The organism is Staphylococcus sp. NRL 16/872 (assembly GCF_022815905.2).
GTDB lineage: Bacteria > Bacillota > Bacilli > Staphylococcales > Staphylococcaceae > Staphylococcus.
In genome coordinates, this window is the sequence record NZ_CP119327.1 from 1,980,053 (window position 1) to 1,997,923 (window position 17,871).

Genomic DNA, 17,871 nt, shown 5'->3' on the forward strand with positions numbered 1-17,871 from the left:
TTTAATTACCTCGTTTAAAAAGTAATTGGGGCTTTTGAACATTTTTTTGATAATATATATTTCCTAATACATCGGTATTCAATTTTTTTAGAGATTGAACTTTCTTGCCAATTGTTTTTTTAATTCTTGCTTCACCTTTAACATTATTTAATTCACAATATTCTTTATATCTAATATCCGGCATATCGAGCTCTATTCTGTTTAAAGAATCATTATTTACGCCGATAACTTTATAAACTTCACCATCTAGGTCTATTAAATCATTGTAATAAAAGCTTCCTATAAACTTGGAGCCTTTCTCAATTCCTTTGCTTGTTTTTAACTTTTCATATGTTTCAATTGGAACGTAATAGTAACTATCTTTCTTAAGAATATCTAAGTAAGAAATAGTTATAAATTTATATCCTTTATCAGTTAAGTAAACATCGAAACGAAGAGATTTAATTGATAATCGTACTAATTGTTTATTTGAATTTTTATACTTATGAGTGACATCCAAATGACTACCTACTTTATTGCCTAACATCTTAATCGTTTTAACTATAGGTCCATTATTTTTCTTACTATACTTAGTTAAATATTCTCCCGTCTCCTCGTGATATTTGGCCAGTGGATTTTTTTCATTGAAATATTGCTTCATAATTGTTTCTAACTTTTCAAATGTTTTAGGGTCATGTTGATACATTAAAAATTTTTCAGGATTTTTATTAAAATGTTTCTTTAAATCAGTATTATCTTTACTATATATATTCTTAATTGTTTGAACTATATAAGAATCGTCTCCTAATTGTCTCGTTGAATATAGAGTATCATTTATTAGTTGTCTATTAGGCTTTTTATCCACCCTATGAGAGAATTTAAAATCTCTAAATTCTTTTATATCAGCTACTTGTTGAGGAATATTAAATAATTCTTTATATTCATCTTCATTTTTTATTCCTGTAGAATTTTCCACTTTATTTGATTCATTATTTTCTGCAGGTTTTTCTAGGACTTTATTTGCTTCTTTTAACTTTTTATTTTCTTTAAATAAAAAGTCGGCGTTGGCAATAATTAAAGCGTCTTCTGCATGATGTTTATAACCATGATTTCTTTCTTTTTTAAATTTCCATACTTTTCTTAAATAATCAGTAAAGCTGCCGTTGATAGTTTTAATTTTTACATTCATATCGTTAGCGCTAAAATAAGCTTTTAAATAATTTGATAATTCTCTTGTAGCATAACGAGTATCCACTAAGTTTCGATTAATAAATTCTTTTTTGACCTCAAATTTATTGATATCACGTTCTTCTAATAAATATTCTTTCTTTTTCTTGGAAATTCTATCTTTTGATTTACTTAAATTTAATATATGTTGCTTAAATTGATTATACGAGATTTGGGCTTCTCCTGAATTAAGATATTGATATGGAGTTCGGTTACCTTTTTTACTATTTTCTATTTGTTTAACTAAAACCTTGTTTTGATATGAATTATCAAATGATACTGATCGCGGAATAATATGATCGACTTCATAATAATTTGGGTTATTAAGTAAGTCTTCTAAAGGTATACTTTCTAATGAATATAAACATTTTCCTTCTTGCTCGTCATGAAGTCTAATTTTTTCAACTAATCGTTTAGCATTTTGATTTCCATATTCCCCGATAATTTCATTGATGCGTTGTCTTGTTTTTTCATTTTTCTTTTGAAGTTCATTGATAAATTTTTGTTTATCTTTAGAGTTATTTTCTCTTGCCAATTCAATAATAATATCGTTAGGTATACCATATTTTTCAATAACTTTATTAATCACATTAATAGCTTGGCCAAATGTTCTCTTAACTACTGGTGATAATATAAATTCATCTATCATATCTTTAGGAATTTTATTAGATTTTTTCAAATCAATTTTTTTAGGCTTAATATTTAAATAAGAGAATATTTCCATTTGGTTTCTTGAAGAATGCCATAATTCTTCTAATACTAAATTTATGCATTTTAATGACAATCTATGTGTACCGTTATATCCTGTTAAATTAGAAATACTTTCTTTATCTATATCATTTATAGTTTCATCTAACTTACTTAATTCTTTTTTAATACTTTCTTTGTCTTGATAAACTGTTAAAATTTCTGCTATTTGATCTAAAAGAGATATATTTTCTAAAATACTTTGATCTTTTAGAACTTTTTTCAAATCATGATATAATTTAAATTCTGTGAAATTTTCTTTGCCAGATTTAGTAATTCGGTATCCTTTAATATCTTCAGGAGTGACTTCAATTTCGTTAGCTATTTGTTTTAATGTAGGTTTTTTCTTTTGTTTAAATACATTTTCGATAATATGATATTTTTCGTGATATTCAAGCTTAGTTGATCCATCTCTTTGTATCACTAAATTATTTAAATCGTTTAACGCATTAAATAAGTCAGCCGAATATGCGTATTTTACACTTCTTAATTCTTCTGGGAAGTAAGTACAACGGCCCATTAACATTTCATACCATTTTTTCAAGTCCCCATCCCAGCCAAAAGGGCTTCCTTCTCCAGGACCTTCGAAATATTCTCTTCTTGTTTCAACTATTTCTATATATTTATTAATAAAATAATCATCTAAATTATGGATGTCTTTTTGTACTTCTAAAATTCGTTTTGCTTCTTTAATAATATCTGAAGTTTTAAACCTGTTCTCTTCTCCACGAACTTTTCCTTCATTAAATCTTTCTAATAATAACTCACATACAAATTTATCTTTTAATAAATTATTATTTTTAGACAATTGTTCTTTTGTAGAAAGTTGGTTACCTTCTTCACCGTCTTGCTCTACTACATCAATATTATGTATTCCTCTTCTTTTAGCTAAATGTAATAATGCAATAACTAATTCTTCACGTGTTAATTCTTCTCTTAATCCTTTTACACGGATTTCATATGGATTAGCAGATTTGGGCAGATCATTTAATTCAACTAACTTATACTCATTCAAAAGTTGCTTAACACGATCTAATCTATGAATTCGTCTTCTTTTTAACCTACGTGCCCCTCTTTTATTTCTTCTACCTTCATTATTCTCTACATTAGCTTCTGGAAACAATCTAACTCCGGCATCAATAATAGTTTTATCTTCATAATTTATAATCCCATAACCTACAGAGGTAATTCCTATATCTAATCCTAAAATATAATTTGTTGTCATTATAAATCACCCACCCTTTATTTATAATTTGATTATAATTTAAAAATAATAAGCATGGTAATATTTTTTTGATTAAATTTTCAAATATGCTTTTTGTTTATATTAATTTAAAATAAAAAAGACATAAAAAAACTAGGTGCTATGCACCTAGTTTAATAATAATTAAAAAACTTATTTATTGTCGTCGCCTTTAACTTTGTCGATTAAATCATTAGCTTTATCTTTAGCGTTATCAACAACTTCTTTTGCTTTGCCAGATGCTTTGTCGCCTTGGCCATCTTTTTCTAAATCTTTATTGTCAGTTGCATTACCAACTGTTTCTTTAATATTACCTTTTGCTTGTTCAAATTTATCTTCAGCCATTTATAATTCCTCCTTGAAAATAATTAGATGTTTTAATTTAATTAATGTTTACCCGATTTTATCTACAATAAACACACCCAATTTTTCCGAAAATATTCGATAATAATAATGTGTTGTATATAATAGTTAATAACATTACTTTTTAGAAAGGAATGAATGAAATGAAATTTATACATTTTAGTGCAATGACAGAAAGCGGTTTGAATAAAAAAGTAAATCGCTTTTTAGAAGAAAATCCGAATATTGAAATTCTTAAATTTGATTATAGTTTAGGTTCAGGATCCTTTGGTGTAGGAATGCTTTATAGAAATGTTTCTACTTTCTAACCTAATGGTTTTAATTAATTTAATATTTATATAACAAAAGCCCTGAACCATAGCGGTTACAGGGCTTTCACTTATTTCAAAAAATTATTTAGCAGGTACTACGGCACCTTTATACTTATCATTAATGAAATCACGAATATCTTTAGATTGTAATACTTCAATTAAAGCTTTAATTTTCTTATCATCTTTATGACCTTTTTGAACAGCAATTAAGTTTGCATAAGGATTGTCGTTTGCTTTTTCAACTACGATTGAGTCTTTTTGAGGATTTAATTTTTGATCAATCGCATAGTTAGAGTTGATGATAGCAGCATCTACATCTTGATTTTGGTAGATTTTTGGTAAATATTCAGCTGATTGTTTGTTGTTGAATTTAATGTCTTTTTTATTTTCAGTGATATCTTCGAATTTAGCGTCTTCGATTTTAACGCCTTTTTTGATTTTAATTAAACCTTCATCAACGAAGAATTTTAAGAAACGACCTTGTTCTGCTGGGTTGTTAGAAACGTATACTGTAGCACCTTTTGGAAGGTCTTTTAAGCTTTTATATTTTTTAGAATATACAGCCATTGGTTCTAAGTGAACTTTACCAGCATCTTCAATTTTGTAGCCTTTTTCTTTGCTTTCAGTTTTTAAGTAAGGTACGTGTTGGAAGTAGTTAGCGTCTAATTCGCCTTTATCTAACAATTTGTTTGGTGTAGTGTAATCATTAATTGTTTTGATTTCTAAGTCATAGCCTTTCTTTTTAAGTAAAGGTTTTGCTTTTTCCAAGATTTCAGCGTGAGGAGCTGGTGAAGCACCAACTACGATTTTTTTGTCTTTGTCCCCTCCGCCGTTACCACAAGCGGCTAATACAACAGTGAGTGTAAGTACTAAAAGTAAACTTAAAAGTTTTTTCATTAAATCAAACCTCTTTTCCCTTATCGTTTATCAATTTTATTTGCAATCCAATCCCCAATGAATTGAATTATAAATACAATAATTAAAATGAATACTGTTGAAACTAAGATGACATCATTTTGACTACGTGTGAAACCAGTTAAGTAAGCCAAGTTACCTAAACCACCTGCACCGATAACCCCGGCAATGGCAGTTGAACCAACTAAAGCAATTGCTGTAACGGTAATACCTGATACAAGTGCTGGCATTGCTTCTGGAAGTAATACTTTCCAAATAATTGTCCATGTACTTGCTCCCATTGATTGAGCCGCTTCAATGACACCTTTATCAATTTCCTTAAACGCAATTTCTACCAATCTTGCATAGAACGGTGCTGCACCAATAATTAAAGCTGGTAACGCACCCGTCGGACCACTTATTGTTCCTAAAAGGACACTTGTAAATGGAATTAATAACAAGATTAAAATGATAAATGGAATTGCTCGGAATAAGTTAACAACAAATGAAACTATACTATAAAAAATTCTTGCCCCAGCAGAATGACTTCTCGCTGATAGGAAGAGTAATACACCTAAGATTAAGCCAAGAATAAAAGCGAAAATTGTCGAAACGATAGTCATGTATAACGTTTCATAAATCGCTTGCCATACATCTGGCCACTGGACATTAGGCATTGTAATCATTTCATGAAGAATATCACCATATGATTTATTCATGCTTAATCACCTCCACATTGACATGTCGCTTATGCAAATCATTTTTAAATTCTTCAAAAGCCAAATGTGAAATATGTGGAATATGGATAACTAAAAATCCAATCGAACCATCACGCGTATTTTTAATATTTGCTTCAAGAATATTTATATCAATATCCATGTTTTTAGTTATGTAAGACACGATAGGTTCAGTAGCATTGTTACCATTAAAGTTAAGTCTCACAATGTAAGCATCGGAATCTAAAGGTTCTAGATGCTTAATTGATGCTTCAAAATCATCATCCAAATCATCTTTAACGAAGCGTTTTGTCACTTCGTGTTGAGGATTTTCAAAGACTTCACTAACTCTACCTTGTTCAATGACACGGCCATTCTCCATAACAGCTACCTCATCACAAATTCGTCTGATTACTTGCATTTCATGCGTGATGATAACAATTGTAAGATTTTGTCTTTTTTTGATTTTTAATAGTAAATCTAAAATTTCGTCGGTAGTTTGTGGGTCAAGCGCGCTTGTGGCTTCATCACATAACAACACGTCTGGATCATTGGCTAAGGCACGTGCGATACCTACCCTTTGCTTTTGACCTCCTGATAATTCTGAAGGGTAAGCATTTTCTCTACCTTTTAAACCCACAAGCTCAATAAGTGCTAATGCTTTTTCTCGAGTTTTCACTTTTGAATGACCAGCAATTTCAAGTGGAAACATAATATTTTTTAAAACAGTTCGTGACCACAATAGATTAAAATGTTGGAAAACCATACTCACTTTTTGACGTTTTCTTCTTAACTCTGCTTTTGAAAGTTTGTTAATATTGTCACCATCTATAATTATGTCACCTGATGTAGGTGCTTCTAGATTATTAAACATTCTAATTAACGTACTTTTACCAGCACCAGAGAATCCGATAACTCCAAAAATTGAGCCTGATTCTATTTTTAAGTCAACGTGATCCACTGCTAGAACATCTTTATTCTTTGTGTGATAGCGTTTTACTACTTGATTTAATTCAATCACGTTAAGTGCCTCCTTAAAACTTTATGTAATTAAAAAATGCTTTCTCACTTTATAAAAGTTGAGAAAGCATTTATATATCTTTCTCTCATCTTCTAAAGTGTTAAACTTTATGTGAATTGGCACCATTTCTATTATTTAGACGGTTGCCGGGCTTCATAGGGCACATCCCTCCACCTCTCTTGATAAGAGTTTTCGCACTATTTAATTAATTTATATCCTACCATCGTACTATATATTCGTCAATAATTATTTTAACTTTTCTAACAAATTAGGAACGGATTGAAATGCATAAATTCTATCCATTTCCTTATCCTTATTCATAATCATTAACACAGGCACAGACATAATTTTATTTTCTTCGCTAAATTCTGGATGATAATTTAAATCAATTTTTTTAATTGGCAACTTTAAGATTTCGTTTGCGATGTCTAACATTCGCTCAGAAACTTTACATGTGCCACACATGGGTGTATACCCAAATATAAGATGTTTATCCTCTTTGAAGTTTTCACTAATATCTTCTACTTTTATTGTACTACTCATTCATTAATACTAACCTTTCAGTCGTTAAATTAGGTATGAGACGTTTTTCTTTTCGAACAGTAAAACCGTATCTGCTCAAAACATTAGCTAGATAGTTTTTAGGACATCGTGCGACTTCACAATATGTTTTATCAACATAGATATGTTCACTTTCGCTTAAATATCGTTTAAACCACTTTCTAATCTTCTCACCCTCGTCATCTGAATCTGCAAGTACATACACTTGCTTATCATATAATGATTCAATCATATCATCTATTTTGTCGATACTCATTGTACCATGTGTACAGATAATATTGACAGGCTCAGCGATGACTTGTTGTACTCTCTTCTTATCAGATTTACCTTCAACAATAATAACTTTATTTAAAATTGCCATGCTCATCCACCTTCTAAGTCGATAATAAACAATCACTAACTTCTTCACAGAATTATATAAAATTAAACGTATTTTACTAAGACTTAACATTTAGTATCATTCAATTTTGAAAAACTCACTAATTATCATTATTTATTTTTAAGGTGTATATACTTACATCAACATCAATTTATGTATTTCAAAAGTTGGTTGTAGTACTAATATTCGAGTAGATTGTTTTTAAAAAATAAAAAAACTCCAAGATATGAAATCAAGGAGTTCCCTGTTAATTATTCGCCAATCATTTCAGAATATTGATCAGCACTTAATAATTCGTCTAATTGACTTTCATCGCTAAGTTCAACTTTAACCATCCATGCTTTTTCGTATGGTGATTCGTTTACGAACTCAGGGCTATCTTCTAATTCTTCGTTAGTTTCAACAATTTTACCAGATACTGGTGCGTATAATTCAGAAACAGTTTTAACTGATTCTACACTACCAAAAGTATCCCCTTCATTGATTTCATCGTCAACGTCTGGTAATTCAACAAATACGATATCACCTAATTCGCCTTGTGCGTATTCAGTAATACCAATTGTTACTGTGTTGCCTTCAACTTTAACCCATTCATGTTCTTTAGAATATTTTAATTCGCTCGGTACTGCCACGAGAATCCCCTCCTAAAATTAATTACAATTTAATGATGCCATACCGTTAAGTTTCATTCAACTATTAATATTAAAAGTTGATAAAATTTATTGAATTAATATTTGTAAAATTAAACTATTTTAACTAAAAAGAAAAATGAACTTTTCATAAAAGACTGAAAGAAACCCCTTTCAAATCGAGAAAACGAAATACGTAACGACGGGAGTTCACCTTGATTAACAGTCTGATTTATAGCCAAGTTTCTTTATATTGATCTTCTTTAAAACCTAAAGTTATTTTGTCACCTGAAATCGCTAATGGACGTTTAACTAACATTCCATCTGAAGCCAATAGCTCTAATTTTTCGTCATCAGATAAATCTTGTAATTTATCTTTCAGCCCTAATTCTCTGTATTTAGCTCCATGCGTATTGAATAATTTATTAATTTCTACACCTGTTTTATCGATAATATCTTCAAATTCTTTTTTTGTTGGTGTATGTTGCACAATATCAATCGGCTCGTAACTTACGCCTTGTGTCTCTAAAAATTTAGCTGCTTTTTTACAAGTCGTACAATTTGAATATTGATAAAATTTAATCATTCAGATGTAACCTCCTATTTTGATTTAACCTAAATATATCAGAAAATTCATGTAAACGCTCTATATTTTTTAAGCTTTATTTTTCGATAAAAATAAATATTTCGTTATAATGTAGTTAGCATTTAACTAAAAGGAGCGTAAACAAATGAAAAGCATTAAAACAACAGACGAATTTAAATCTACAATTCAAAGTGAACAACCCGTTATTGTGAAGTTCGAGGCAGGTTGGTGCCCTGATTGTAAAGCAATGGACATGTGGATTGATCCAATCGTTGAAAAATATAATCAATATAAATGGTATACAGTAAACCGTGATGAATTAGAAGATGTTGCTGCCGATAATGAAGTGATGGGCATTCCAAGTTTATTAGTTTTTGAAAATGGTAATAAACAAGCACACTTACATTCAGCTAATGCTAAATCACCAGAACAAGTTGAATCATTCTTAGAAGAAACATTTAACAAATAGGGAGTAGAATAGAAATCTAATTTGATAAAAAAGATTTCGTCCTTCTACCCCGGCAAAGATGACTAGGATTGGAAAAAGCTTAATTTAAGCGTATTTTCAATTCAGTCAATTACTGCCAAAGAAATAAAGACGGCTAAAACATTTATTTGTTTCAGCCGTCGTTTTTCATATTAATACTCAGAAATTAAATTTTTATTTTTACGTTGTGCTTTCGGTGGCACTACTTCTAAATCTGTTAAATAAAGCAAACCAGCAATCGCTTCATCATCTTTAATACCTAATACTTTACGCACTTTAGGTTCAAAAATATAAGGTGGTGTTTTCCAACATGTGCCAATACCTTTTTCGTATAGTAATAACATCAAGTTTTGAGCATATGCCCCCATTGCAAAGAAATTCTCACGATTTTGACGTTGGCGTGGGTCCGTTTTCAATACTAGTATTAACATCCCACCTAAATTTGTGACTGCATTATAGTGATCTTCTTGTTTTTCCGGACTATTCGGAAAAGCAAATGGCGTCACATCTCTACTCATATCGCCCAATCTATCTTTTGCTACATGAATCACTCTCCATGGCTCTCTCATCCCATGATTAGGAGCATCTGTAGCCTTCTCTATCGCATCAAATAATGCCTCATCATCGATAGTCATATCATGTTTGAATTTTTTAATACTTCTTCTTGAAGAAATTGCCTCTTGTAATTCCACAATTATCGCTCCTTCATAATGATAACTATTATCAATTATAAGCTTTTATGTAAGCAAATTCAAATGTGTGCTATATATTTTCATAGAATGATAATTGCGCTTTCAACGTTTTTACATGTAGTTGACCAGGCGCTTGAGGCTCTCCTAAACATCCGAATGAAACAGCTCCTCCAAAGGCACCTTGTGCCACACGACTTACTACACCCAACTGCGACATTGAAATACCAATCACCTTTGGATAAACGGCATCTACACTGGCAGCCATCGCTTGTAATAACGTTGCAACGTCTTCTCGACATTGTGGCATTACTGCGATTTTGACATAATCAGGATTCAATTGATGCATTTTATAATAAGTAAATTTTAGGATATCTATATCAGGTGTCTCTTGAAAATTATGATACGACACTATCACTTGTTTATAGTTCTCTTGTGCTAAACGAACGAAATCACGATGAGCAAAGACATCATAATTACTATCCCATTCAATATCAACCATATGACAGTAATCTAAATGCACAATGTCTTGTAAAAGCTTCATATACGCTTCATAAGGTAAACTGCCTTTACCACCTTGTGAACTCGTACGGTATGTGGCTAATACTTTAAAATTTGCATGTTGGTTGTGCAGTATTTCGAGATTTTCAGTAAGTAATTGTATATGATTTTCTGGCCATTGATCAATGCGTAATTCCACAATATCTATTTCATCTTGATATTGTGTTAAATCATTTAATGTTGCATTATCTATTAATTCTGTTGGTGCTATTGTTACGGCTACATCTACTGTTGTCATAATACTCCCTACTTTCTCGATATCATTTGAGTTTATTTTAAACCATTGTGATGATGTCGCCAACCGTATGAAATATTGGTGCTTCATTTTCCTAAAAAATTTAAACATGTATGATTTAAAATTTCAAAGATGGGTAAACAGTGATTGAACAAGAAATTAGGAGGTAATAATAATGGCAGTTCAATATGAAACTAAAGCAACAAACGTTGGTGGACGTAAAGGACATGTTCACACTGACGATAATGCAATTAATGTAGATGTATTACCACCACAACAAGCGGACGGAAACGCAACTAACCCTGAACAATTATTCGCAGCTGGTTATGCTTCATGCTTCAATGGTGCATTCGATCTTATCTTAAAACAAAACAAAGTTCGCGATGCTGAACCAGAGGTGACATTAACAGTACGTTTAGAAGATGATCCTAATGCAGAAAGTCCTAAATTAGGCGTAGCTATCGACGCAAAAGTTAAAAACGTATTATCACAAGAAGACGCTGAAAAATATCTACAAGAAGCTCACGAATTCTGCCCTTACTCAAAAGCAGTAAAAGGTAACGTAGATGTAGACTTAAACGTACAAGTTGTAGAATAATTAAAATAGATTATATAATTTCAATTGAGTAGGATAGTGCATACTGAATGCACTATCCTATTTTTTTATAAAAAATATTTAATTAATCTAAGTAGAAAGCATTAAATATCAAAATTATTTATTTATTATTTTTTTACTATTTTCAATCTTAAAAACTTGTCACTAAAAATTAGATTGCGTGTTTTTAAATATTACTTTATTATCAAATTATATAATTAAAAGTTTTAAATGGTATATGAGGAGGATATAATGGCTAATATTCGGATACTTAAGACTGAAGATTTAGAAATTTATAAAGCATTATTAGCAAATAATTCCTATACATTTTCTTGGGATCAATTTTATCACCAACATGTTACAGACGATTATCTACTCAACATCCTCTCTTCAAATGATCAATTTTGGAATATTTTTGGCGCATTTAAAAATAATGAACTCGTAGCTTGTGTCACTTTACGCCAACTCAGACAAATCGGAAGACAACATAAGGGGATTGTTGAAAATCTGTTTTTAAAAGATAAACAAGACGAAATTACTGTTCAAGACTTAGTGTGTGACGTCATTAATTATGCCAAAGAGCAAGAAATTGAAAAGTTAATGACCTGTGTCACATCTAATAATATTAGTGGCAAAATATTCTTTACATCTTTCGGGTTTGAAACGCTTGGTTTAGAGGAAAATTCAGCAAAAGTCGGTGATGAATATTTTGATGTGCATTGGTTACTATATGAGATAACTTAAATATTAAAAAATGCCTATAAATAAGCATTAATCACATCAAAAGTCACTCTAGCTTATTTTCATTAATATATTATAAAAAGCGTTACATTTTAAATTTTTGGAAAATTTTAATTATTCAGTGTTGATATAGATGGGGTGATTCTTTGATTCAGGCAGCAATTCATGGACTATTATTAGCATTAGGTTTAATTTTGCCATTAGGCACGCAAAATATTTTCATTTTCAATCAAGGCGCAAATCACGCTAGGTTCAGACGTGTTATTCCTGTGATTATTACTGCAGGTTTATGTGATACGATGTTAATCCTACTAGCTGTTATAGGTATATCTCTAATTCTACTTACACTACCTATTTTGCAATTGATTATTTATCTTACTGGTTTAATATTTTTGATTTATATGGCTTGGACGTTGTGGCGCGCCTCCCCACAGAATGTTGAAATATCGCATCAAAGTTTTTCACCACGTAAACAAATTAGCTTTGCGTTGTCAGTGTCCCTATTAAATCCACATGCGATTATGGACACAATTGGAGTCATTGGTACAAGTGCTTCTGCTTATTTTGGTTCTGAAAAGGTAGCATTTACCATAGCCACTATTTCAGTTTCATGGTTATGGTTTATTTTTTTAGCCATACTTGGACATTCAGTGGGTCAAATTGATAAATCTGGTAAGCTTGTACTTCTTTTAAATAAACTTTCTAGTATTTTTATTTTAGTAGTATCATTCATCATTATTACAAAAATTTGGCATATACTTTTTTAGATTTTAAATTGAAAAAGTGAGCGTCAAATTGAAAATGTATTCCTAAAACACAACTTCACTTTAACGCTCACTCTATTTATATTAATTATTTTAATTCTTCAATTGGATCTATTTTTTCAATATATTTAAATTTTTGATTATCATACTCAAATTTCAAAATATGGCAATTTCCTATAAAAACTTCTGATGCTGCAGTGTCACCAATCAGTGTTCTTAAAAAAGCTTGAATACCAGTGCCGTGGCTAACGGCTAAAACAGTTGAACCTACTGTCTCTTCCATCATCTTGTTTAAAGTTTGATTTAATCGTGTTTCCACATCTTCTTTTGAATCACCTTCAAAAGCAACGAGACGATTTCCAAATAAATCGCTGTTATCCCACATAGCTGTTAATAAATCTACACTTTCACCTTCTAATATACCAAAACTCCATTCTTTTAATCCCTTAGAACGTTGATATGGGATATTTGGCGCTACATTTTCTAATGTATCACAAGCTCGCTCAGAACTTGATGAATACAAATTATCAAATTCAATGTTATGTTTTTTAAAGTATTGTCCTGCTGTTTGAGCCTGTGAAATCCCTAATTCAGTTAATGGAGAGTCACTTGCTCCTTGAACTTTCCCTCTTAAATTAAACATTGTTTGACCATGTCTCATTAAATAAAGTGTTTTAGACATTTACTACACCTCAATTTTTTATTTTTGAAAATAAAAGAGATCTGGACTAAAGCATTTAGAATTTTCTAGCGTATAAATTCTTTACGTCTCAGCCTCATTTAATCCACTAATGTTAAATTTGGTTATATCTCAAAACTTTATAATTAAATAATATTATACATTAATTTCATAATTCTCAAAAATAATATAAGGTAAAAAATTAATTATGTAGTTTAATTCCTATTATGGTGGGTATAAATTAATAATGGATTTACAATCACTAAAGGAGTGTTAATTATGAGCAATCATAATGAATATAGTTATGTTAATCCTAATAAAGTCTCATTAGAGTGGGAATGTTTTATTATAAGTAAATCTGATATGTTACGAGATGGAGTTCCATGTGAACTTATCAATTCATGGATGGATAAGAATATTATTCAGCCATTTTCTATAAGAGGTAATGAGATTAATTTTAAAACAAAAGATGTATGGAAAGCACTAAATACACAAAATTGGTATAACGCACATTCAAATTAATTTATACAGACTAATTGCACGATTGGCGCTTTCAATTAGCTGATGGTCGACATAATTTGACATAACATAAGCTCTAATCGCTTTATTGTTATATTCATGTTTTGGAAAATCGTGATCGTTCACTATATATTTTGCTAAACATCCAAGAGGTGTATCGTCATTAATAAAACCAATAACAAAATCATAAAATGTCATAATTACCCTCCTCAGTTTAATCTTTTTTTATTGTTTTAAAGTTTTCATATTTAATAATATTGTAATCCTATAAGAAAACTCAAGTTTTACAGTTTAACTTATATCCAACTATTGATGTAATATAATTATTGATATTATGTAATTGATTATCATGATTAATATATTGTGTAATAATTAATTGTCCATTTAAAAATATTAAACCACGTAACTTTTAAATAATCACTATATTATTTTAATGATTATCTTATTTTTTCACAAATGTGACAAATTTGTGAATTTTTGTAGCGATTTGTCAATTTTTCCTTATTTTAGACATTCTTTTTAATTAAAATTGTATTTTTAACATAATTTATTTATTTGATGTTGTGTCATATTACTGTTAACCAAGCTTAAATGTCTTAGTTGACAGTTTTTTATTTCACTTTATTAGCAATTTTTGACAAAAGTAAGAAATTATAGAAATGATATGTATTTTAAATAAGTAGTCAGTTTGCCCACCACTTATTTAATGATATGATTAGAATAATGAATTTATTAAATTATAGAGGTGGCACCCATGAATTCGAGCAAACTATTTTGGTTTAATATTGTTATGACAATAGCGTTTTTAGGGTTTAATATTATAGTCACCTACTATCCTAAATTAGATGATTTTTTCTGGCTTATTCCTGGTTTAATAGTTAGTAGTGTCACTATCATTATTAGCTTAAGTACTGCGACTATTTGTAAAAACCTTATAAGCGAAGTTATTTTTCTAATTAATATAGTTTTATTGCTATATTACGTATATCCAATAATATACAATTTCTTTTAAAATCCAGTTACAGGAGGCTTGAAATATGAGTACGCATTTAACCATTCTACTATGGCTAGGTATTTTCTTCGTGATAGCAGCCTCAATTATATTAGGTCTGTTGCTTAAATCTAAAAAAGATGAACGTAAAGAATCATATCTAGGGTTCACAGTAGTATTCTATATCTTTGGTTTTGCTTTACTAATATATGTATTAATCTTTGGTATTTTATAGTTAAAGTTAATTAAGAAATCTAAAACTGTATCTTATTTCTTCCTTAATTTAGATGACTTACAACTTAACGTACATAACTGAGGAGAGTTGAAGTGACAATCAATCAACACTTTATTTTCAAAATTTTTTCTATTGTATTAATAGTAATTTTAGCCTCTCATCCTTTTGCTCAAGCTAATACTTTAACAACCTCATCTACTAAAGATGATAACTTCAAACTACAGCCTGGAGACATTATTTTAACTAAGGGACCTGTGTTATTTGGATTCTTTGGTCATTCTAGTATCGCGCTTAATCATGACACTGTATTACAAATTGAAGGGCCTGGGCAGAAACCTATTACTGAATCATTTGACTCATTTAAAGAACGTTTCGGAGAAGGTAAAAATGACTGGATTAAAGTATATCGATGTTCTAAAGCTGGAGCTGGTCAAAAAGCGGCTAATTGGGCATCTCAACATTACAAAGATAGTGATAAGACTTATTTAGTCACACTCAATCCTAAAAGTGAACGTTTTACTTATTGCACAAAAATTATCTATCAAGCTTATAAATATGGGGTTAATAAGAATGCAGTTAATGATCAAGGTTTACTCATCATCTCACCTTATGCCCTAGTAGATAATTTTACAGAGGCTTATCAACTTAAATTAGTTAAAACATATTAAATAATAAAATTAAGCGAGAAGAACTCATAGATGGTTTCTTCTCGCCTTTTTATTTGATCGATCTCTTCGAATAATGCTAGTCAATCTGCTTGTGATAATTAGACTGTTTCTTTAAAGTAATTAACAAAATGTTCATTTTCCTCTAATAAATCAATATAAGAAATAGAACTAAACGGGATGATGCGCGTACAATTTTTAAGAGGATAGATAATAATTTCATTTTCATAATCTAAATGAATATCATTTTCCAATACCATTTTCTTTGAACCTACAACCACGGCAATAGCTTTAAAATCCTCGTTTTCAAAGTATCTTTTTAGTAAGTTTTTATTCATCTTATATCACATCCTATTCACTTAATATTTATCACACTTATGTAAATAAACAGTGACTTAAATGTATAAATAAAGTAAAGTTCTATGTTTATATTATATTTATCATTTTATAAATGTTAGTTTTCTAATTCTTGCAATAAACGCCTATATTACAAGATTGTTTTCAAATGATTACAATTAATTTTTATTTCAATTCTTTTCTCATTTGATATAAATGATATGGAGGATGATCGATGTTCCCAACTATTTCAAAACCCTGCTTTTTATACAATCTTATTGCTTTATCATTATCTTTCACTACAGTAAGAGAGAGTTTCTTAAATCCATGTTCAATCGCTTGTTGTTTAGCATAATCTAATAATTTCCCTCCTATGCCTTTACCTCTAGCATCAGGCATAGTAGCTAACATACTAATATGATATTCATCTTCTTGTCCCTCTTCCATTGAGACAAGTGCATAGAAACGTTTGGGGTGTTTAGCAATTGAAATAAATGGTTTTAACTTATTCATTGAAATAATTTGAAGTACAGTTGGTGTCATTGCTTTTTCAATTTGTTCGAGAGGTGCACATGTAATGGCACCTAGAACTTTCTCATCTTGCATCGCCACAAATGAGAACTCATGACTAAATCGATTTGCTCGATTTTTCCATAATTTTTGTAAATCCGCTTCAATTTCTTTTTCATTTGTCTTTCCTAAGATGACCTCAGCCATATCATCTATTGCTGCATAAGTCAGTTGTCCACCTTCTTGATGTTGAGGACGTCCCTTTTCAATATGTATATCACTCATATAATTACCTCCTACCATACTATTTACTTTCTTTTTTAAAATAAACAATATTTGTGCTATCAAAATAGTTAATATATAATAAACAATTATTTAAATTAACAAAAATTATTTGGCACTTTTAAAAAATTCACTAAGGAGACCTATCATGAAAAAAAGAAATAATTGGTACTCTAAATTATATTATATATTTCTCACTACAGTTATCATTATAACAATTATTATTTCTTTCATTATTTATAAAACACATAAAGAGCAATCATCCTCTTCATTGGATTATTATTCAAGTTTTAATGATTTAGCAAAACACACTACGAAAGGTAAAGATTGGGGCATTCTTACTAAAAATCGTAAAGACGACCGTATATTAGTAACTGCTATACATGGTGGTGGCATTGAACCTGGAACTACTGAATTAGCTAGACGTATTGCAAATATTGGTAAATATGATTTCTATTCTTTCGAGGGGCGTCTTCCTGAACACAATGAAAAGTTGCATATTACTTCAACTGTATTCAATGAACCTATTCTTGAAAAAATGTTAAAACATACCGATGAAACTATTTCTATTCATGGCTATGCTGGCGAGGATCCTGTGGTTTACGTAGGTGGGCAAGATAAAAAACTAGCCAAGTCTATAACACACTCTCTCGAAGATAAAGGTTTTACTGTTCAAAAGAGTCCCAAAGGTGTGGAGGCCACTTCTTCAGATAATATTATTAACAGAGACGATGAAGAATCAGGTGTACAACTTGAATTAACCACTGGACAAAGAGCTTTATTTTTCAAAAATAATAATTTGAACCAGGAAACTAGAAGTAACTCTGACAATTATACAAAGACATTTTATAAGTTTGCAAAAGCTGTTAATAAAGGAATTAAAGACGCTCAATAGTGAAAATATTCACTATTAACATTTAATGAAA

Annotated in this window: 25 protein-coding genes and 1 riboswitch; of the genes, 10 read left to right on the top strand and 15 right to left on the bottom strand. The window is 30.0% G+C overall.

Annotation, left to right across the window (positions count from 1 at the left end; translation table 11 throughout):
• Position 1 precedes the first annotated feature (1 nt).
• Both cas9 and MT340_RS09865 read right to left on the bottom strand, forming a co-directional pair.
• The gene (cas9, locus tag MT340_RS09860; protein WP_243603833.1) at positions 2–3,178 is read right to left on the bottom strand and encodes a type II CRISPR RNA-guided endonuclease Cas9; all 3,177 of its coding nucleotides are present in this window, start codon (positions 3,176–3,178) and stop codon (positions 2–4) included.
• A 171-nt stretch (positions 3,179–3,349) separates the two neighbouring features.
• Positions 3,350–3,541 carry a CsbD family protein gene (locus tag MT340_RS09865; protein WP_243589792.1) on the bottom strand — a complete coding sequence of 64 codons (192 nt, stop codon included), beginning with the start codon at positions 3,539–3,541 and terminating at the stop codon, positions 3,350–3,352.
• A 161-nt stretch (positions 3,542–3,702) separates the two neighbouring features.
• On the opposite strand from MT340_RS09865, the gene MT340_RS09870 reads away from it, so the two are divergent.
• Positions 3,703–3,867, top strand: a complete 165-nt coding sequence (locus tag MT340_RS09870) for a hypothetical protein (protein ID WP_243589793.1) — start codon at positions 3,703–3,705, stop codon at positions 3,865–3,867.
• Positions 3,868–3,951: 84 nt separating this feature from the next.
• Here MT340_RS09870 and MT340_RS09875 read toward each other — a convergent pair whose 3' ends face one another.
• The 7 genes from MT340_RS09875 to MT340_RS09905 all read right to left on the bottom strand — a co-directional run bounded on the left by MT340_RS09875 (position 3,952) and on the right by MT340_RS09905 (position 8,656).
• Positions 3,952–4,767, bottom strand: a complete 816-nt coding sequence (locus MT340_RS09875; protein WP_243589794.1) for a MetQ/NlpA family ABC transporter substrate-binding protein — start codon at positions 4,765–4,767, stop codon at positions 3,952–3,954.
• Between the two features lie 20 nt (positions 4,768–4,787).
• Entirely contained in the window at positions 4,788–5,483 is a 696-nt protein-coding gene (locus MT340_RS09880; RefSeq protein WP_243589795.1) for a methionine ABC transporter permease, read from the bottom strand.
• On the bottom strand, positions 5,476–6,501 hold the full coding sequence (locus MT340_RS09885) for a methionine ABC transporter ATP-binding protein (protein WP_243603834.1): 1,026 nt from the start codon (positions 6,499–6,501) through the stop codon (positions 5,476–5,478). The genes MT340_RS09880 and MT340_RS09885 overlap by 8 nt, the downstream gene beginning before the upstream one ends.
• Positions 6,502–6,583: 82 nt before the next feature.
• Positions 6,584–6,690: riboswitch (SAM riboswitch) on the bottom strand.
• A 57-nt stretch (positions 6,691–6,747) separates the two neighbouring features.
• On the bottom strand, positions 6,748–7,044 hold the full coding sequence (locus MT340_RS09890; RefSeq protein WP_243589796.1) for a thioredoxin family protein: 297 nt from the start codon (positions 7,042–7,044) through the stop codon (positions 6,748–6,750).
• Positions 7,037–7,423 carry a toprim domain-containing protein gene (locus MT340_RS09895; protein ID WP_126565170.1) on the bottom strand — a complete coding sequence of 129 codons (387 nt, stop codon included), beginning with the start codon at positions 7,421–7,423 and terminating at the stop codon, positions 7,037–7,039. The genes MT340_RS09890 and MT340_RS09895 overlap by 8 nt, the downstream gene beginning before the upstream one ends.
• A 269-nt stretch (positions 7,424–7,692) precedes the next feature.
• A complete protein-coding gene (gcvH, locus tag MT340_RS09900) occupies positions 7,693–8,073 on the bottom strand; it encodes a glycine cleavage system protein GcvH (RefSeq protein WP_103298694.1) in 381 nt (126 codons plus the stop codon).
• Positions 8,074–8,302: 229 nt separating this feature from the next.
• Complete coding sequence (locus MT340_RS09905) at positions 8,303–8,656, bottom strand: arsenate reductase family protein (RefSeq protein ID WP_243589797.1); 354 nt, start codon at positions 8,654–8,656, stop codon at positions 8,303–8,305.
• 145 nt (positions 8,657–8,801) lie between these two features.
• On the opposite strand from MT340_RS09905, the gene MT340_RS09910 reads away from it, so the two are divergent.
• Complete coding sequence (locus tag MT340_RS09910) at positions 8,802–9,125, top strand: thioredoxin family protein (protein ID WP_243589798.1); 324 nt, start codon at positions 8,802–8,804, stop codon at positions 9,123–9,125.
• A 170-nt stretch (positions 9,126–9,295) separates the two neighbouring features.
• Here the strand turns inward: MT340_RS09910 and MT340_RS09915 are convergent, their stop codons facing one another.
• Both MT340_RS09915 and aroD read right to left on the bottom strand, forming a co-directional pair.
• Positions 9,296–9,835 carry a nitroreductase family protein gene (locus tag MT340_RS09915; RefSeq protein ID WP_243589799.1) on the bottom strand — a complete coding sequence of 180 codons (540 nt, stop codon included), beginning with the start codon at positions 9,833–9,835 and terminating at the stop codon, positions 9,296–9,298.
• 70 nt (positions 9,836–9,905) lie between these two features.
• On the bottom strand, positions 9,906–10,631 hold the full coding sequence (aroD, locus tag MT340_RS09920; RefSeq protein WP_243589800.1) for a type I 3-dehydroquinate dehydratase: 726 nt from the start codon (positions 10,629–10,631) through the stop codon (positions 9,906–9,908).
• 172 nt (positions 10,632–10,803) lie between these two features.
• Between aroD and MT340_RS09925 the strand changes: the two genes are divergently transcribed.
• The 3 genes from MT340_RS09925 to MT340_RS09935 all read left to right on the top strand — a co-directional run bounded on the left by MT340_RS09925 (position 10,804) and on the right by MT340_RS09935 (position 12,731).
• Positions 10,804–11,226, top strand: a complete 423-nt coding sequence (locus tag MT340_RS09925; protein ID WP_243589801.1) for an organic hydroperoxide resistance protein — start codon at positions 10,804–10,806, stop codon at positions 11,224–11,226.
• 249 nt (positions 11,227–11,475) lie between these two features.
• A complete protein-coding gene (locus MT340_RS09930) occupies positions 11,476–11,967 on the top strand; it encodes a GNAT family N-acetyltransferase (protein ID WP_243589802.1) in 492 nt (163 codons plus the stop codon).
• A 143-nt stretch (positions 11,968–12,110) separates the two neighbouring features.
• Positions 12,111–12,731, top strand: a complete 621-nt coding sequence (locus MT340_RS09935; RefSeq protein ID WP_243589803.1) for a LysE/ArgO family amino acid transporter — start codon at positions 12,111–12,113, stop codon at positions 12,729–12,731.
• A gap of 85 nt (positions 12,732–12,816) precedes the next feature.
• Here the strand turns inward: MT340_RS09935 and MT340_RS09940 are convergent, their stop codons facing one another.
• On the bottom strand, positions 12,817–13,410 hold the full coding sequence (locus MT340_RS09940; protein ID WP_243589804.1) for a histidine phosphatase family protein: 594 nt from the start codon (positions 13,408–13,410) through the stop codon (positions 12,817–12,819).
• Positions 13,411–13,686: 276 nt separating this feature from the next.
• Here MT340_RS09940 and MT340_RS09945 point away from each other — a divergent pair, with 276 nt between their 5' ends.
• Positions 13,687–13,929 carry a hypothetical protein gene (locus MT340_RS09945; protein ID WP_243589805.1) on the top strand — a complete coding sequence of 81 codons (243 nt, stop codon included), beginning with the start codon at positions 13,687–13,689 and terminating at the stop codon, positions 13,927–13,929.
• Here MT340_RS09945 and MT340_RS09950 read toward each other — a convergent pair.
• Positions 13,921–14,124 carry a sterile alpha motif-like domain-containing protein gene (locus tag MT340_RS09950; protein WP_243589806.1) on the bottom strand — a complete coding sequence of 68 codons (204 nt, stop codon included), beginning with the start codon at positions 14,122–14,124 and terminating at the stop codon, positions 13,921–13,923. The genes MT340_RS09945 and MT340_RS09950 overlap by 9 nt on opposite strands.
• Positions 14,125–14,680: 556 nt before the next feature.
• Between MT340_RS09950 and tsaA the strand changes: the two genes are divergently transcribed.
• From tsaA to lnsA, 3 genes are all read left to right on the top strand, one after another.
• Positions 14,681–14,938, top strand: coding sequence for a type II toxin-antitoxin system antitoxin TsaA (gene tsaA / locus MT340_RS09955; RefSeq protein ID WP_243589807.1), 258 nt, complete (start codon positions 14,681–14,683; stop codon positions 14,936–14,938).
• A 25-nt stretch (positions 14,939–14,963) separates the two neighbouring features.
• Positions 14,964–15,152, top strand: coding sequence for a type II toxin-antitoxin system toxin TsaT (gene tsaT / locus MT340_RS09960; protein ID WP_243589808.1), 189 nt, complete (start codon positions 14,964–14,966; stop codon positions 15,150–15,152).
• Positions 15,153–15,229: 77 nt separating this feature from the next.
• The gene (gene lnsA / locus MT340_RS09965) at positions 15,230–15,820 is read left to right on the top strand and encodes a lipoprotein N-acylation protein LnsA (protein ID WP_279390526.1); all 591 of its coding nucleotides are present in this window, start codon (positions 15,230–15,232) and stop codon (positions 15,818–15,820) included.
• A gap of 98 nt (positions 15,821–15,918) precedes the next feature.
• Here the strand turns inward: lnsA and MT340_RS09970 are convergent, their stop codons facing one another.
• Together MT340_RS09970 and MT340_RS09975 are read right to left on the bottom strand one after the other, a co-directional pair.
• The gene (locus MT340_RS09970) at positions 15,919–16,155 is read right to left on the bottom strand and encodes a hypothetical protein (protein WP_243589810.1); all 237 of its coding nucleotides are present in this window, start codon (positions 16,153–16,155) and stop codon (positions 15,919–15,921) included.
• 184 nt (positions 16,156–16,339) lie between these two features.
• On the bottom strand, positions 16,340–16,948 hold the full coding sequence (locus MT340_RS09975) for a GNAT family N-acetyltransferase (RefSeq protein ID WP_243589811.1): 609 nt from the start codon (positions 16,946–16,948) through the stop codon (positions 16,340–16,342).
• A 145-nt stretch (positions 16,949–17,093) separates the two neighbouring features.
• On the opposite strand from MT340_RS09975, the gene MT340_RS09980 reads away from it, so the two are divergent.
• A complete protein-coding gene (locus tag MT340_RS09980; RefSeq protein WP_243589812.1) occupies positions 17,094–17,840 on the top strand; it encodes a poly-gamma-glutamate hydrolase family protein in 747 nt (248 codons plus the stop codon).
• The last annotated feature ends 31 nt before the right edge of the window (positions 17,841–17,871 follow it).